The sequence below is a fragment of the Mesorhizobium sp. M1050 genome, assembly GCF_040318715.1.
Taxonomy (GTDB): domain Bacteria; phylum Pseudomonadota; class Alphaproteobacteria; order Rhizobiales; family Rhizobiaceae; genus Mesorhizobium.
In genome coordinates this window covers 53,038-67,613 of the sequence record NZ_JAMYMV010000032.1, presented here as the reverse complement: position 1 = coordinate 67,613, position 14,576 = coordinate 53,038, and the positions used below count along the sequence as shown (strand labels likewise).

At 60.0% G+C, this 14,576-nt stretch carries 16 protein-coding genes and 1 tRNA gene; 6 read left to right on the top strand and 11 right to left on the bottom strand.

Annotated features, from left to right (window positions below; genetic code table 11):
* Positions 1 to 141: 141 nt before the first annotated feature.
* The 6 genes from NKH57_RS18540 to NKH57_RS18515 all read left to right on the top strand — a co-directional run bounded on the left by NKH57_RS18540 (position 142) and on the right by NKH57_RS18515 (position 4,986).
* Positions 142 to 1,014 (top strand): helix-turn-helix domain-containing protein, encoded by an 873-nt coding sequence (locus tag NKH57_RS18540; RefSeq protein WP_031259888.1) that lies wholly within the window; start codon positions 142 to 144, stop codon positions 1,012 to 1,014.
* A gap of 310 nt (positions 1,015 to 1,324) precedes the next feature.
* A tRNA-Phe gene (locus NKH57_RS18535) sits at positions 1,325 to 1,400 on the top strand.
* A gap of 212 nt (positions 1,401 to 1,612) precedes the next feature.
* Positions 1,613 to 2,923: a tyrosine-type recombinase/integrase gene (locus tag NKH57_RS18530; protein WP_352945969.1), complete on the top strand. Its 1,311-nt coding sequence runs from the start codon at positions 1,613 to 1,615 to the stop codon at positions 2,921 to 2,923.
* A gap of 389 nt (positions 2,924 to 3,312) precedes the next feature.
* On the top strand, positions 3,313 to 4,122 hold the full coding sequence (locus NKH57_RS18525; protein WP_352945966.1) for a hypothetical protein: 810 nt from the start codon (positions 3,313 to 3,315) through the stop codon (positions 4,120 to 4,122).
* Positions 4,119 to 4,451: a hypothetical protein gene (locus tag NKH57_RS18520; protein ID WP_352945964.1), complete on the top strand. Its 333-nt coding sequence runs from the start codon at positions 4,119 to 4,121 to the stop codon at positions 4,449 to 4,451. The genes NKH57_RS18525 and NKH57_RS18520 overlap by 4 nt, the downstream gene beginning before the upstream one ends.
* A 34-nt stretch (positions 4,452 to 4,485) precedes the next feature.
* A complete protein-coding gene (locus tag NKH57_RS18515; RefSeq protein WP_352945961.1) occupies positions 4,486 to 4,986 on the top strand; it encodes a GNAT family N-acetyltransferase in 501 nt (166 codons plus the stop codon).
* Here NKH57_RS18515 and NKH57_RS18510 read toward each other — a convergent pair.
* From NKH57_RS18510 to NKH57_RS18460, 11 genes are all read right to left on the bottom strand, one after another.
* Entirely contained in the window at positions 4,980 to 5,501 is a 522-nt protein-coding gene (locus NKH57_RS18510) for an AAA family ATPase (protein ID WP_352945958.1), read from the bottom strand. The two genes, NKH57_RS18515 and NKH57_RS18510, sit on opposite strands and share 7 nt — an antisense overlap.
* Complete coding sequence (locus NKH57_RS18505; protein ID WP_155929864.1) at positions 5,498 to 5,914, bottom strand: ASCH domain-containing protein; 417 nt, start codon at positions 5,912 to 5,914, stop codon at positions 5,498 to 5,500. The genes NKH57_RS18510 and NKH57_RS18505 overlap by 4 nt, the downstream gene beginning before the upstream one ends.
* Before the next feature lie 309 nt (positions 5,915 to 6,223).
* Positions 6,224 to 6,472 (bottom strand): DUF2274 domain-containing protein, encoded by a 249-nt coding sequence (locus tag NKH57_RS18500; protein ID WP_023807838.1) that lies wholly within the window; start codon positions 6,470 to 6,472, stop codon positions 6,224 to 6,226.
* Positions 6,473 to 6,485: 13 nt separating this feature from the next.
* On the bottom strand, positions 6,486 to 7,703 hold the full coding sequence (locus NKH57_RS18495) for a TraB/TrbI/VirB10 family type IV secretion system protein (protein ID WP_352945954.1): 1,218 nt from the start codon (positions 7,701 to 7,703) through the stop codon (positions 6,486 to 6,488).
* A gap of 10 nt (positions 7,704 to 7,713) precedes the next feature.
* Positions 7,714 to 8,742 carry a P-type conjugative transfer protein TrbG gene (trbG, locus tag NKH57_RS18490; RefSeq protein WP_352945951.1) on the bottom strand — a complete coding sequence of 343 codons (1,029 nt, stop codon included), beginning with the start codon at positions 8,740 to 8,742 and terminating at the stop codon, positions 7,714 to 7,716.
* A complete protein-coding gene (gene trbF, locus NKH57_RS18485) occupies positions 8,732 to 9,463 on the bottom strand; it encodes a conjugal transfer protein TrbF (RefSeq protein WP_352945948.1) in 732 nt (243 codons plus the stop codon). Before trbF ends, trbG begins: the two co-directional genes overlap by 11 nt.
* Positions 9,464 to 10,789, bottom strand: coding sequence for a P-type conjugative transfer protein TrbL (trbL, locus tag NKH57_RS18480; protein ID WP_352945945.1), 1,326 nt, complete (start codon positions 10,787 to 10,789; stop codon positions 9,464 to 9,466).
* Positions 10,790 to 10,825: 36 nt separating this feature from the next.
* Positions 10,826 to 11,551: a P-type conjugative transfer protein TrbJ gene (gene trbJ / locus NKH57_RS18475; RefSeq protein ID WP_352945942.1), complete on the bottom strand. Its 726-nt coding sequence runs from the start codon at positions 11,549 to 11,551 to the stop codon at positions 10,826 to 10,828.
* The gene (gene trbE, locus NKH57_RS18470; protein WP_352945939.1) at positions 11,548 to 13,998 is read right to left on the bottom strand and encodes a conjugal transfer protein TrbE; all 2,451 of its coding nucleotides are present in this window, start codon (positions 13,996 to 13,998) and stop codon (positions 11,548 to 11,550) included. The genes trbJ and trbE overlap by 4 nt, the downstream gene beginning before the upstream one ends.
* Complete coding sequence (locus tag NKH57_RS18465) at positions 13,992 to 14,264, bottom strand: VirB3 family type IV secretion system protein (protein ID WP_023689361.1); 273 nt, start codon at positions 14,262 to 14,264, stop codon at positions 13,992 to 13,994. Before NKH57_RS18465 ends, trbE begins: the two co-directional genes overlap by 7 nt.
* On the bottom strand, positions 14,264 to 14,572 hold the full coding sequence (locus NKH57_RS18460; RefSeq protein ID WP_023689362.1) for a TrbC/VirB2 family type IV secretion system protein: 309 nt from the start codon (positions 14,570 to 14,572) through the stop codon (positions 14,264 to 14,266). The genes NKH57_RS18465 and NKH57_RS18460 overlap by 1 nt, the downstream gene beginning before the upstream one ends.
* Between the last annotated feature and the right edge of the window lie 4 nt (positions 14,573 to 14,576).

Here is a 14,576-nt window from a genome sequence, read left to right as displayed (position 1 = left end):
GAAACCGTCGGGCCTTTCCTGCGGAAATTTGGTGATTCCTCCAGTAATTTCAGCAGCTTACCGTTTATGGACGGGCACTAGACTATGCAGTGGGCAAGGCGTGTCGCCGTCAAAGGGAATATAAAATTGGCGGAAAGTAAGATGCCGGAACGGCCGTTTTATCAGCCTGGCGCCAGCAGCGTGGAGGGCCTGCCGCTTGCCCTGCAGATGTTTCATAACCATCCGCTGGTGATGCTCAAGCCGCATTGGCACGCCCAGGTCGAGGTCAATTTCATCGTGCGCGGCAGCGTGCATTACCGCATGAACGAACATGAGATCGCACTGTCGGCAGGCGACATGTGTCTGTTCTGGGGCGGCCTGCCGCACCAAATGACCGATCTCTCCGACGACGCCATCTATGCCGGCGCGCATCTTCCGCTGGTGCATTTCTTTCGCTTGCATTTGCCGACGGATGTCCGCCATCGGCTGATGACCGGCGCGACGCTGGTGACGGGCGCGACCGATCCGGCGGACCACCATAATTTCGAGCGCTGGAATCGCTATTTCCGTTCGGGCGATCCGGCCATGATCGAGCATGCCGTGAACGAGTTGCTGCTCAGGCTGGAGCGGGTGCGATTCGAGCCTTATCGTCTGGTGCCGGAAACCGCGCCCGGGCAGGAAACGGGCAGCCCCTTCGACCAGCAGTCGTCCCGCAATGTCGGTCGAATGTGCGATTTCATCGCCGAGAACTTCCTCTACGAGATCGACAGCGTGAACATAGCGACCGCCGCCGATATCCATCCCAAATATGCGATGAACCTGTTCAAGAAATCGACCGGCATGACGCTCAACGAATATGTCAACCTGCTGCGGCTGAGCTATGCGCAAGCGCTTTTGATGCATCAGGACGCCAATGTGCTGCGCGTCGCCATGGATTCGGGCTTCGGCTCGCTCAGCGCCTTCAACAAGTCATTCCGCAAGCTGGCCGGCATGTCGCCCTCCGATTTTCGCCGGGGCGTGACCGGCGCCAGATAGGCGGCGGCAGGCATGCCCCGCGCCGTTGCCGCAAAAGCATTGCCGACCTGATCGCCGGCTAAAGACGGGTCGAACGGTTGCGGCCCGCGATAAGGACGCCGCCGGACGAAATGGCGTCGCACTGGCTGCCATTTCCGGCTGCCGCCACGGCATCGGAAGCGGCCGTCGCACGGCATCGCCTTTCCTGTCTGAAATCGCCATCTGGGCGCTGGACAGGCCGAATTCCCATGCTATAACCCACGCGCTTTCAAGGGACGCCCACGGCGCCTCGATGAAATCCGGCCAAATGAGATTTCGTTTGCCGGAACAGGCCCAGATAGCTCAGTTGGTAGAGCAGCGGACTGAAAATCCGCGTGTCGGTGGTTCGAATCCGCCTCTGGGCACCATCCCCTCTTCTCCCGGCATGCCCTTCCGCCGAAGCCTCTACGCCCACGGCCCCATAAATGGCTGAAATCGTTTATTTTTTTGACGCGGACGGCGTATCGGGGCGTGTTGCCCGGATTTTCGGCGTATATGGTCCAACTGGCCGGTGGGTTGGTATTTTTGTTGGTATCGGACAACCTGTTGGTATCGAAGCAGCCAACAGGATGTTCCAGAGATGGCCTTATCCGACGTAAAATGTCGAAACGCCCGACCAGCTTCCAAGCTCTTGAAATTGTCCGATGGTGGCGGGCTCCAGCTTTGGGTGCAGCCCACCGGAACCCGCTTATGGCGGCTCGCCTACCGCTTTGACGGCAAGCAGAAACTGCTCGCGCTGGGCAGCTATCCCCTTATCTCTCTCGCCGAGGCACGGGAGGCGCGCGACGATGCTAAAAGGCTCCTGCTAGCTGGCGTCGACCCTGGAAAGGAACGCAGCTTACAAAAGGCTGATTCGGCAAAGGACTCCTTTCGCTCAATCGCGGGCGAATATGTTGACAAGCTTAAGAAGGAGGGACGTGCCGACCGGACGATCAGCAAGGTCAAATGGCTGCTCGACTTTGCCTATCCGACAATCGGCGACAAGTGCGTTCGGGAGATCGATCCGGCCACCATCCTTGCCGCCCTCCGTCGCGTGGAGGTTCGCGGTCGATACGAGTCGGCCAGGCGACTGCGCTCCACCATCGGCAGCGTGTTTCGATACGCAATCGCGACCGCACGCGCCGAGACAGATCCGACCTTCGCCCTCAGAGGCGCACTCATCAGTCCGACGGTAACGTCTCGCGCCGCGATTACCGATCCGAAAGCCTTGGGCGGTTTGCTGAGGGCGATCAATGCATTTGACGGACAGCCTACAACCCGAGCCGGTCTGAAGCTGATAGCGCTGCTGTTTCCCCGCCCCGGCGAGCTTCGCGCCGGTGAATGGGAAGAGTTCGATTTTGAAAACTCGGTGTGGACCATCCCTGAAGCACGCATGAAAATGCGACGGCCGCACCGCATACCCCTATCAAAGCAGGCGATCAGCGTCCTTACTTCACTGAGAGAAATCTCTGGTGGTGGATCGCTGCTGTTTCCTAGTGTTCGATCGGCTTCGCGTCCGATTTCCGATAACACGCTTAACGCCGCGCTGCGCCGTATGGGTTACGGCAAGGAAGAAGCAACCGCGCATGGTTTTCGAGCAACAGCATCAACTCTGCTGAACGAATGCGGCAAGTGGCATCCGGACGCCATAGAGCGACAGCTGGCCCACATTGAGAACAACGACGTTCGGCGCGCATACGCCCGAGCAGAGCACTGGGAAGAGCGCGTGAGGATGATGCAATGGTGGGCCGATTATCTGGATGAACTCGAGAGCAAAACGCCGCGGGTGATCTCAATCGGGAGACGCGGCAAGCCTGCTGTCTATACACCGTCGCGACCGTCCACTTTGAACCCAACAGCGACCGTTCATCAAACGCCGATACGAATTCCCAACCGACGAAAATCATTCTGACGCTCGAAAAAAAGCCAGAACTGTACGGGAGGGAGAATTTTTTCTTAAGAGAAGGCTATACGATGGCAGTTGGTTCGCCAGTTCGTGTTTCTCGTACGTTCTCACTTGGGCGGCGAACCGCACGGCCTAAAAAGTAATGATGATAGATTTCAAAACGCCCTTGGCATCGGGCAGGGCCGTCGTGTTCGCCAACGATAGGCCACCCAGTGGTTGCCAGTCCGCGCGTGCTGATTGGAGACCGCCGCGTCACGTTTTATGGCCGCTTTGTCCCTTTTGCTGGCGGTCGAGGCAAATGCATAAGTACATGGCGGAAAAGTTAGTGAACTTGTGATTTGTTTTGCAGAGTTGGCGGTGCGCGTCACACAACAAAAACGGGCTATAGGGATGAAATGCGGGGCAGTATCGCGATTTGGCATGACACGCTTGCAGACGACGCCAACGGCTATGCGCCACGCGTCGAGGTCCACATTAACATATGGAAGGGCGAGAGGCGCTCGGCCAAGAGGCGCTTTCATCTCTTGGATATCGGCTTTCGCTTCCAGGAAATGAGATCGCTCCGGACGCTGTCGATCAGCCTCCCTTTCGAGATTCAGTCCGACCATATTTTCGACCTGTTCGATGTGATGCACGACTCATCGACGTTATCCGCAATCTTCAATGAAACGCTGTCGGCAGGGGAGGTCCAAGAGAACGGCAAAACGTTCGCGGCGCTCAACGAACCGAAGAAGGTGCAATTCTATGTTTCACGCTGCTCAAGAGATGACCGAAGTCTGACCACAATCGGGAAAGGAGGTGACGCCGGCTCTGTAATCATGCTCCGCGATCAATTTTTTGACCGAATGCGGGCCAAAATCGGCGATCAGTATATTCGTCTCCGAATAAGAGTCCCCTTCCACATCATGAACGGATTCGTTTCTGAAGTCGACGCCAAGGACTCTGCTTTCCTGAGCACGATCTCCACCAGCGAAATCGTCGAATTCCGTCTAAACGAGCGGCGCAATTTTTCGGCCGCAATCCTGGAACGATTGAGCGGCGGGGCAGATCTGATCGATGTGTCTGCTGTTCATTATTTTCTGATCAGGGATATGACCGTGGAAATGACACAATCCCATACTGGCTTCAAAAAAATGCGTCGGCTGGAACCCGAATCTGGGAACGGTATCTCCGAGATGAACCGCAATTCAACGCACAGAACATGATAATCTATCATTGGAGCTCGGTCGCCCCGCCTCAATCTACGGTCGACAGCTTCACCGCGCTCGCGACTTTTCGTGCTTACTACACTGGCCGCCTCTGGATTTACGCACTGGTTGTTGTTGCACTGGGTGCAATGGGAAGTGCATCGCAAGCAGGCTTGGCGGCCCTGGTTGGAATGCTGTGGGAGATTAAGGACCCGTGGCAGGCTGCTGCCGTCAACGCTGCGATCTTTTTCTTCCTGGTCTTTTTGCTCTTTTTTATCGTCCGATTTGGCCGACGGTGGTCAAATCCACTCGAATGGGTTATCGGATTTTTCAGCGCCCGCCGTTAAGGTGGGGTTCACGAATCATGCGGGGAGCGTGCCTATGATAAACGAGCCAGGCTTCGCAAACATCCTTTCTGGGCCCGTTGCTCAGCCGAACATGCCCAGCGATCCATGCTCGATTTATGATTGGCTGGTGCGGGCTGGCGTTCACGGGTTTTACCCGAATTTTCGGCCGTGGTTTTTCGGCAGGGTCATTCCAGGGCTCCACAGCGGGGAGCGCCATATCGTAACCACATATGTTGAAGGCGCGCTTGCTGGCGTAGCCATTTGCAAGCGCTCAGAGGCGGAGCACAAGCTCTGCACGCTTTGGGTCGAGCCTGCCTTGCGCGAGCGTGGAGTTGCGAAATCGTTGGCTCGCTATGCATTTGACTGGCTCGATTCCGACCGCCCGCTTTTCACCGTGCCCGAAGAGCGGATCGCAGAGTTTGCCGGGCTACTCCGCGTGTGGAGTTTTTCGGCACCCAGAACTTATCCAAGCCTGTATCGATCAAATCGAGTCGAGTATGTCTTCAACGGATCTGTCGGGATTTCTGGTCAATGATCGAACGACAACCGGCTTTCGAGCGTCCACCTAAACTCATCGAGCGTCGGAGCCTCCAGTGCTACCAGTGGGGTGCCAAGCCGAGTTGCAAGCCGTTCGCAGGCAGCTTGCTCTAACGCGGTAAGCGCAGCGATCTCGGCTGTGGTCGCAAAGTTCGCGCCGGGCACCCTCCGCGCTAAGATCTGTTCTGGACCATCCAGGATATGGATCAAAAGGTCCGGCGCGATTTCGTCGAAGAACGAGTCCGGAACAAGCAGTGGCCCCTCTAGCGTCTCGACCAATGCATGGCCATCAACAATCTGATGCGTCTTTGATCGGGGATACGCCGATAGAGCTTCTGCCGCCATGCGTTGGTTGGTGAGCCCATCTGCGAGTGTAGCGACTGGCAGGATGCCGCCAGCCGCCCTCAAGAGCTGACTGATGCTGGCATACTCTAGCTCCGGGATATGCTCGGCAGCGTGCAGAGAGCGGGTCGTCTTACCCGATTTTGAAAGCCCCGCGACGAAAACTCTCATGGGCGTGTTCCAATCGCATTGACCAATCGAGGTGATGCATAGCCCCAAGACTGGGGGGCCGTGAAGCTGAAGTCGTGGCGTAAACGGTCCAGGCGCCAATCTTTGACTAGAGGCAGGTGTCGAAGAATTTCGATACCAAAACCGGCGTCTCGGTCTTGGAAGTATGTTGCGAAGTGGCGCTCATCAACGCATGATGCCTTGCCATGCACGCGCCAAAGTTCCTCGACCGGAAGTTCATGAATCGCGCCCATTTGTAGGATTGCGGTAAGCCTGCAATTCGGCGAGGATTCGTAGAGGTACGCGTCAGAACCGGCAAGGTAGCGAGGGAAGCGCCGCCTTAGCTCGATCGTTTTTTCGCCAGAGCGAATTAGTGCAGCCCATTTGGGCTGAATGCTCAAAACGACCGTTCGCATGTGAGCTTTCCTGAACCGAATCCTTAATTGCACATAGGCGTGGTAGTCGCTAGTGCGCAACGCGCTCGGCAGCTACTAAGCAAAATGAATGATGTGTTGGGTGCAGATTGACCATTCCTCAACGGCAGACATGGCAACGGTTGCTCGTCACCGAAATCCTGCAGAGCGGATCCCGCTTGCAAGCCGTGTCTGTGGCAGCGCTAAAATGTCAACTCACGCAGAACTTGAGATTGCCTCCTGAGTGCCGTGTCGGCAGAGCAATCGAACTTGAACAATCGGTGTGCTTTACTTGGATTGTGAACCTGGGTGCTACCGCTTTTTCTCTGGCATGTCGACGGCCGGCAGACCTTCCTTTCTGGCCTTGGCAAACGCCCGGTCGCCTTCCAGGAACCCGACCAGCATAAAGGGGATCAGTTCAGCCACGGTTTCGGACTCGCCATAGATCTGACGGTAAAGTGCAGCATAGTCGTTGAGTGCTTGGCTTAAGTCGGCGCCAACGGTGATAGTGATCTTCGAAGGTGTCCGGTCCGGAAGTTTTCCGAGTTTCAGATTAGCCATGAATTCCTCCTGTTCACCCAGTGTATGGCCGCAACACGAGGTCCTTGTGCACGATGACGCGCAACGGCCAACCAGGGCGGACGGTGATCGTGGGCTGGATGTTCAGGTTCTTTTCAGTGATGCGCTGACCAGCTTGACTGACATTCTGCTGGGTTGATTCACGGATCGCCTTGACCAGATCGCTTTCATTTTCCCCAAAGCTCAATTCGGTGCCCACGCCCAGCAAGGTGGCGAGCGCAATGCCCTTGATCAGCTGCCAGGTGTGGAGATCCACCTTGTCCTCAAGCCCCGCAAAACCAGCGGTGTCCGTCGCGGGCAGATTGTCAATTTCGATTGATGTTCCGTCCGGCATCACAATGCGCTGCCAGACCAGCAGAGCGCGCCTTTGTCCGAAGGCGACAACGCTGTCATAGGTGCCGATCAGGCGAGAGCCTTGAGGGATCAGCAGGATGCTGCCTGTGACGCTGTCATGCACATTTTCGGTAACCTGCGCGACGACGAGGCCGGGCAAGTCCGAATTGATGCCGGTAATCAGGCTTGCCGCAATCACACTGCCGGCCATGATCTGATTGGGCGAGGCCGGCGTCTGCAATGCATGCGGATTGTAGATCCCGCTTGTGTTCCGCTGGCTGATAAAATCGAGCTTGCGCTGTTGGTTGTTCTGGTCGCCCTCGGCCGGTGCCACGGAAGCTCTCATACGCTCGGCATCGGATTGGGCCGGCAGCGTTTCAAGCGGCGGGCGTGCTCCTTGCCCATTACCGGCGGCGTCCATTTGCCGGGAGCGGATTTCGATGCGGAAGAGGACTTGCGACTCTCGCGCCTCGATCGCCTGCTGAGCAAGACGCTGCTCTTCGGCGGAAACATCCTGCCCTGGCGCAATACCGAGCTGGCGCTGGTGTTCCAGGATAGGGCGGCCGAGATCGCCGGGCAGCGGCGGCCCAAGCACTGGGACCTTCGGCTTGATCCCGGAATAGTCTTTGGGGAGCGCCTCGAGTCCCTCGGCGGTCGGGTTGCGGTCGGTGCTGTAAAGCTCTTCAGCCTGCTGCTTCAGGCGCAGTGCCGGCCCCTGCAGCGCCATCATCGTGACGCCAAAGATGGTGCCGGAGCCAACAGCTGCGATCGCGACGATTATGCCGCGCTTGAAGCGCACGGCCCGGCGCGGTGAGGCCCGCAGCTGCAGCTGTTCGGGATCGAGTTTGGGCGGAACATTGGGGCGGGACGTGTCGGTCATGAGCCTCCTCTCACCTGCCAAAACGCGAAAAGAGCGATATCCGCCGCGGCAGTTGCCGTCCGTCGGTCCTGGTGATGCGCACCACCTGCTGCTGCTTGGCGCCGAGACGGAGTTCAGCCGCGGCAAAGAGGCGCTCGACGATGTAGTAGTTGCCGTGCATCCGATAATTGACGAGCTGGTTGTCCCCGTCGGCTCCGACGATGAAGAGCGGCGGTGCCTCACCTTGGTCGATACGGCGCGGGAATTCGATATAGACCTTGCTTCCATCATCAAAGGCGCGCGTCGGTCTCCACGGTGGCGTGTCGCCGGTGATCGAGTAGCGGAAGCGGATGTTTTCGAGTGCCACATTCGACGCAGCGGGCATTTCAGCCTCGGCCTGAGCGTTGCGCCGCCGAAGCGCCATGAGTTGGTCTTCGCTGTAAGTCCAGGAGAGCGCCGCCATGGCGGTTTTCTCAGTGCTTTGAAGCTGCAGGTGATAGGATCGCCTGTCCGTCGTGATGACCAGATTGGTGGTTAGCCCCGGCGCGAATGGCTTCACCAGCACATGAGTGCGCTGGTCATCGCCTGAGCCACTAACGGTGTCACCGATCACCCAGCGGACCGTATCGCCGGCTGAGACCGAGGTCAGCTTCTCGCCCGGCTGCAATGAGATATCGGTGACGCGCTCCGGCGCGGCGTAGAGCTGGTAGAGCGCGCCGTCGGCAAAGGGGTAAACCTGCACCGCATTGACATAGCCAAATTTGGTGGGTTGTTGCGTCGCCGCCTTGTTGGCATCGGCGACCTGTTCTTCCGGCGAGCGCTTATCTGAGGCGGGCTTGCCGGGTGCGGGCATCAACTGACCAGGTAACGGTAGCGGTTTCGGCACCTCGACGACCTTGACCAGCTTCTCTGGCGCCTTCTCGATCGCGGCTGGTTTGAAGTCCTCGTGGTCATAGGAAATTTGAGGCGGCGGCACTGGCTTCGAGGCACAGGCCGAAAGAACCGCAGCCGACCCCGACAGGATCAAGGCGGCGCGGAGCGATGGAAGTCTATTTGTCATTGGCGAGCTCCTTAGGGGAAAGGGATGTCGGCGCGGCACTGTCGAGCTCGCGCGACCAGTCAATGGCGTTGATGAAGACGCCGAGCGGGTTCTTGCGCAGCTGATCGGTGTTCTTCGGCGGGCGGATCACGATGGTGAGGATCGCGGTCCAGCGCGTCGTGCTGGCGAGACTGCCGCGCTCGAACACCTGCTCGGTCCATTTGACCTGGAACGAGCTGTCGGAAGCCCTGACCACGCTGGTCACCTGTACTGACACGCTGCGCGTGCCGATTTGGCCGAAAGGGTCGTTCGCCTTGGCATATTCGTTGAGGAAGAGCGCCGCTCGGTCGGTGGCAAAGTCGTAGGCCGACAGCCAATTCTGCCGCACCAGAACCGCATCGGTGGAAACCGAACGAACATTCCGGATGAAGCGGCTGAGATGCCAGGCGATCTGGGCATCGTCGGGCTGGTAGTTTTGGACTGCCGGCGCGACCGCGTGCGCCTCGCCAAAGCGGTCGACCTCGACGACATAAGGCACGACGCGGCCCTGCATCGACTGCCACAGAAGCCCACCGGAAAGCCCCGTCGTCAGAGCCAGGCAGCCAAAGGCCATGAAGCGCCAGTTCTTGGCCTGCACGCGCGCCGCGCCGATGCGCTCATCCCAGAGTTGGCTGGCCTTCTGGTAGGGTGTTACGGGTTCGGGCGTCTTTCCGTAACGCTGAACGGGTCGCTTGAAGAGCATCTAATCTTCCTTGTCGTTGAGAGAGGGATTGGCGCCGCTTCCGCCCCGGTCGCCATCGCGCACCGCCTGTATGGCGGCGTGCCGATGGGCACGGGCTGTCTGTTCGGAACGCAGACGCCTTGCCCAGGCAGGCGCGGCCGCGGGAGCTGTAATAATTGGAGAGCTTCCGCTCATCGAGCTGGTCGGCGTGCCGCCGGTCGCTGTCCAGGCAGCCTCACGACCGGCATCGGCACTACGGCGCAATGGTTCTGCTGCGGATCGCATTCCCCGCATCGCGGCGCCGCCAGCGGCACTCGCAACACCCTGCAGCCCAGCAGCTACCCCGGAGAGGCCGGAGTCAGGCGCTGTTACACGGCCCATATGCCAGGCTGTGGAAGCAGCCGATCCCATAGCTGTGCCGGCACGAATTGCACCAAGACTGCCGCCGGCCGCCATGCGCGTGCCGGCAAGCGCGGCGCCTCCGGCAACGAGCGTTGATCCGGCTGCGGCCGCCGTTGTTCCAAGTGCTGCGCCCGCGCCAAGCTGCGGCGCGCCGGAGACAAGACCCGAGGCAATCCCGGGGCCGAAAATGCCGAGCCCAAGCAGCGCCAGCGCACCCAGTACCTGAGACATGGCCGCCGCCAGGTCCGGCTCCTGGCCCTGCAGGGCGGAAGCGAACTCGCCAAAGAGCGTGGAGCCGATGCCGACGATGACGGCAAGCACCATCACCTTGATACCCGACGAAATCACATTGCCGAGCACGCGCTCGGCCAGAAACGCCGAGCGGTTCCAGAGCGCGAAGGGCACCAGGACGAAGCCGGCCAGCGTGGTGAGCTTGAACTCGAGGATGGTGATGAAGAGCTGGATGGAAAGAATGAAGAAGGCGATGAGGACCAGGAACCAGGCCAGAAGCAGCACGAAGATGGTGAGCGCGTTACCGAAGATCTCGGGGAAGCCTACTAGCTGGCTCGCTTGATTGAGGAGCGGCCAGGCGCCCTCGAAGCCGGCCGCGGCAATGCGGCCTGGCCGCAGGAGACTGTCGGCGGACAGGTTGCCGGGCGATGCGTTGATGCCGAGACCGGCAAAGGAGCGGTAAATTATGTCGGCGAGGTTCTTGAAATTGTTCAGGACGAAGGCGAAGGCGCCGACATAGAGCACTTTGCGAACAAGCCGGCCAAGAATGTTGGGCTCGCCGCCGAACGCCCAGACCAAGCCCGCGAGCGTGATGTCAATGCCGATCAGAATGGTGGTGAGAAAGGCGACGTCGCCCGAAAGCAGACCGAACCCACTGTCAATGTAGCGGGTAAAGGTCTCCATGAAGCGATCGATGACTCCGAGGTCGTTCATGTCGCCGCCTTCCTCGTTGTCTTGAAGAACTGCCGCTCAGTTGCCGGGATAAGCCGTGCCGGTGCCCAGGAAACGCTTCGTCGTCTCGCGAGCGGCTTCCTCAGACTGCGCCTTGCGCGCCGCATCCTCGGCCTCGGCCCGGAACTGGGTCGCAAGCAGCGTCTGGATCTGCATCTGCTGCTTGGTCGAAAGCGCGATCAGCTGATTCGTAGCCTGGCTTGCCTCGAGGGCACCTGCCGCGCCCTGACTGCGATTGACGAGATCGGTAAGCAGGTCGCCATCGGCCTGCACGTTCTCGACGATCTGCGACTGCGCGCTCATGGTCTGGCGGAACGCCTGGATGGCGCTCTGCCAGCGCTCGCGCGCGGCGCTCGCCACATCGCTGACCTTGATAGTGGCGTCGTAGCTTTCCGGATATTGCTGGCGCCACTGGTCCTGCAGCTTGTCGAGATCGAAGCTCAGGCCGCTCGCCTGGGTCATCAGACCGTCAATCCGTTGGAGCGAGCCGGTAAGCTGGCCCACGGAAGAGAAATCCAGGCGCTGAAGGTTGCGCGCCATGTTCTGCAGCATGGTCGCCTGGTTCTGAAGCGACTGGATTTGGTTGTTGATCTGCTCCAATGCGCGTGCTGCCGACAGCACATTCTGCGTATAGTTGGACGGGTCAAACACGATGAGCGCATAGGCCGGCTGGACGTAGTCAGCCATCGGTTTGGCGATCAGGGAAACGGTGACCAGGCTAGTAAAAAGGCGGCGTCCGATCATGACGATTGCTCCTTGTTAGGTTGAGGAAATTGCTGGAGAAGCTCGGCAGCCCAATCCAGGCCGCGCGCACTGAAGAAACGGGCGGCAAAGCTGCCCTGCCCTTCTTCGGAAAGAATATTGTCGATCAGGGTCTGCGCGGCCGGGTCGGAGGCGCCGCAAAGCGCAAGAGCGATCGGGCCTAGCCCGAGCTCGAAGAGGCGATTGCCGCGGCGCGACTGCAGATAGTAGTGGCGCTTCGGCATGGCGCGGGCGACCAATTCGATCTGTCGCTCATTAAGACCGAAGCGCTCATAGGCTGCCCGTGCCTGCGGCTCCACCGCACGATCATTGGGGAGAAAAATGCGCTGCGGGCAGCTCTCGATGATTGCGGGTGCGATAGAAGAGCCGGCGATGTCGGCAAGCGACTGCGTCGCGAAGATGACGGAGACGTTTTTCTTACGCAGCACCTTAAGCCATTCGCGGATGCGGGCGGCAAAGAGCGGGTTGTCGAGATAGACCCAGGCCTCGTCGAGCATGAGCAGCGTCGGCCGCCCGTCAAACCGGTCCTCAAGACGATGGAACAGATAGGTGAGCACAGGCAGCACAGCGCCTTGGCTGTGCATCAGCTCCTGGGTCTCGAAACACTGCAAATCCGAGATGGCCAGCCGGTCGTCATCGGCATCGAGCAGCCGGCCGAATGGACCGTCGAGCGTGTAGGGCATCAACGCCGATTTGAGCGCATTGGACTGAAGCAGGACCGACAGGCCAGTCAGCGTGCGTTCCTGCGCCGGCGCGGTGGCGAGGCTGGTGAGCGCCGACCAGATTGCCTCCTTCACCTCCGGGGTGACGGTGACATTCTCGTGGGCAATGAGGCCGGCGATCCATTCGGCCGCCCAGCTCTGTGTGGCCGGGTCGTTGATGTGGCGCAGCGGCTGGAAAGCAAGCGCACCATTCGCACCCAACGCATGGTGGTCGCCGCCCATGGCAAGCGTGGCGGCGCGGGCCGAATTGCCTTTGTCGAAGACATAGATTTGCGCGCCAGCGTAGCGTCGGAACTGCAAAGCGATCAGGGCAAGCAGAACCGACTTGCCGGCACCGGTCGGCCCGACAATCAGCATGTGGCCGACATCGCCGATATGGGTCGAAAGCCGAAACGGCGTCGAGCCGCTGGTTTCGGCGAAAAGAAGCGGCGGAGCGTAATCGCCGGTGACCTCGGCAAGGTGCTCGTTCTCCGCTGGACCTGCCCACACGGACGACAGCGGCACGAGATGGGCAAGGTTTAGCGTGTGAACGAGCGGCTGGCGAACGTTGGCGTAGACATGACCCGGCAATGAACCAAGCCACGCTTCGACGGCATTGATGCTTTCGCGAATGGTGGTGAAGCCGAGCCCGTTGACGATCCGCTCGACGGCGCGAAGCTTTTCCGCGGCGGCTTTACGGTTCTGATCCCACACCGTCACCGTTGTGGTGAGATAGCCGAAGCCGACATGATCGCCGCCCAATGCCTGCAGTGCTGCATCGGCATCGAGCGCCTTGTTGTCGGCGTCGCTGTCGACGAGAGGCACAGGTTCGTTGGTCACCACCTCGCGCAGAATAGCCGCGATCGATTTGCGCTTGGCAAACCACTGCCGGCGGAGCCGAGTCAGCGTCTTCGTGGCTTCCGCCTTGTCGAGTGGAATGAAGCGCGTCACCCAGCGATAGGCGAAATCCTGGTTATTGAGCGCATCAAGGATTCCTGGCCGGGTGACGTTCGGAAAACCGAGGATTGTGAGCGTGCGCAGATGCTGGTCACCCAGCATCGGCTCTAGGCCGCCGGTCAGCGGCGCGTCAACCAGGACGCCGTCGAGATACATTGGCGTTTCCGGCACGGCGACCGGATGACGGCGTGTCGAGATCGTGCCGTGCAGGTACGTCAGGGTCTCGGCATCGTCGAGCGCGCGCACCTCGGGCACGAAGCCCGAAAGAAGATCGAGAACACGGTCAGTCTCGTCTCGGAACCGGGCAAGCTCCTGGCGCCAGTCTCTTTCCCCTCCCAAGTCATGCGAGTCGACGAGAGCACTTTCCGCGCGCGCTTGGCCATCGGGCCCAGGCATGAAGACCAAGGTCAGATGATAGATGCTCTCGAAATGCGCGACCTTGCCCTCGAAGGCCGCGCGCCGTTCCTCATCGATCAGCCATGAGGCAGCATCGGGAAGCGCCGAGCTCGGATAGCCCAGCGCTTCGCTGCGCTCGGCCTCGAAGAATAATGCCCAGCCGGAGCCGAGCCTTCTCAGCGCATTGTTTGCCCGCGCGCATATGCCGATAAGTTCGGCCTCGGTCGCGCTTTCAAGGTCGGGGCCACGAAACCGCAATGTCCGCTGGGAGCTGCCATCCTTGTTGAGCACGATGCCGGGCGCGACGAGTGCTGCCCACGGCAGATGGTCGGCAAGCCGGTCGGCTTTGCCGCGGTATTCGGAAAGCTTCAGCATGCAAGCCAGCCCTTTTGACGAAGATGACGGACAAGCACGCTGGCAAAATCCGGATCACGCCGTGCGGCAAAGACCGCGAGCGTGTGGCCGGCGATCCAGAGGATCAGACCGGCAATCCACTGCTGCAGGCCTAGGCCGATGGCCGCGGCCACCGTGCCATTGAGGATCGCCACCGCCCGCGGCGCGCCGCCGAGCAGGATCGGCTCAGTGAGCGCCCGATGGACCAGAACCTCGAAGCCTTCGATATGCTGCTCTCCGGTGCTCATCAGACGACTGCCCCGCCGCCAAAGGAGAAGAAGGAAAGAAAGAAGCTCGAGGCCGCGAAGGCGATCGACAGGCCGAAGACGATCTGGATCAGCCGGCGGAAACCGCCCGCCGTGTCGCCGAAGGCAAGGGTCAGGCCGGTGGTGATGATGATGATCACCGCGATGATCTTGGCGACGGGCCCCTGCACCGATTCCAGAATCTGCTGCAGCGGCTGTTCCCACGGCATGCCGGAGCCGGCAGCGTGGGCCTGGGCCGTGAGAAGAAGCGCGACGGCGGCGAACGAAAGAAAGCGAAGCTTCTTGCGCATGAGG

Coding starts and splice junctions, on each gene's coding strand:
- NKH57_RS18540 (WP_031259888.1), top strand. CDS start 142: ATGCCGGAACGGCCGTTTTATCAGCCTGGCGCCAGCAGCGTGGAGGGC.
- NKH57_RS18530 (WP_352945969.1), top strand. CDS start 1,613: ATGGCCTTATCCGACGTAAAATGTCGAAACGCCCGACCAGCTTCCAAG.
- NKH57_RS18525 (WP_352945966.1), top strand. CDS start 3,313: ATGCGGGGCAGTATCGCGATTTGGCATGACACGCTTGCAGACGACGCC.
- NKH57_RS18520 (WP_352945964.1), top strand. CDS start 4,119: ATGATAATCTATCATTGGAGCTCGGTCGCCCCGCCTCAATCTACGGTC.
- NKH57_RS18515 (WP_352945961.1), top strand. CDS start 4,486: ATGATAAACGAGCCAGGCTTCGCAAACATCCTTTCTGGGCCCGTTGCT.
- NKH57_RS18510 (WP_352945958.1), bottom strand. CDS start 5,501: ATGAGAGTTTTCGTCGCGGGGCTTTCAAAATCGGGTAAGACGACCCGC.
- NKH57_RS18505 (WP_155929864.1), bottom strand. CDS start 5,914: ATGCGAACGGTCGTTTTGAGCATTCAGCCCAAATGGGCTGCACTAATT.
- NKH57_RS18500 (WP_023807838.1), bottom strand. CDS start 6,472: ATGGCTAATCTGAAACTCGGAAAACTTCCGGACCGGACACCTTCGAAG.
- NKH57_RS18495 (WP_352945954.1), bottom strand. CDS start 7,703: ATGACCGACACGTCCCGCCCCAATGTTCCGCCCAAACTCGATCCCGAA.
- trbG (WP_352945951.1), bottom strand. CDS start 8,742: ATGACAAATAGACTTCCATCGCTCCGCGCCGCCTTGATCCTGTCGGGG.
- trbF (WP_352945948.1), bottom strand. CDS start 9,463: ATGCTCTTCAAGCGACCCGTTCAGCGTTACGGAAAGACGCCCGAACCC.
- trbL (WP_352945945.1), bottom strand. CDS start 10,789: ATGAACGACCTCGGAGTCATCGATCGCTTCATGGAGACCTTTACCCGC.
- trbJ (WP_352945942.1), bottom strand. CDS start 11,551: ATGATCGGACGCCGCCTTTTTACTAGCCTGGTCACCGTTTCCCTGATC.
- trbE (WP_352945939.1), bottom strand. CDS start 13,998: ATGCTGAAGCTTTCCGAATACCGCGGCAAAGCCGACCGGCTTGCCGAC.
- NKH57_RS18465 (WP_023689361.1), bottom strand. CDS start 14,264: ATGAGCACCGGAGAGCAGCATATCGAAGGCTTCGAGGTTCTGGTCCAT.
- NKH57_RS18460 (WP_023689362.1), bottom strand. CDS start 14,572: ATGCGCAAGAAGCTTCGCTTTCTTTCGTTCGCCGCCGTCGCGCTTCTT.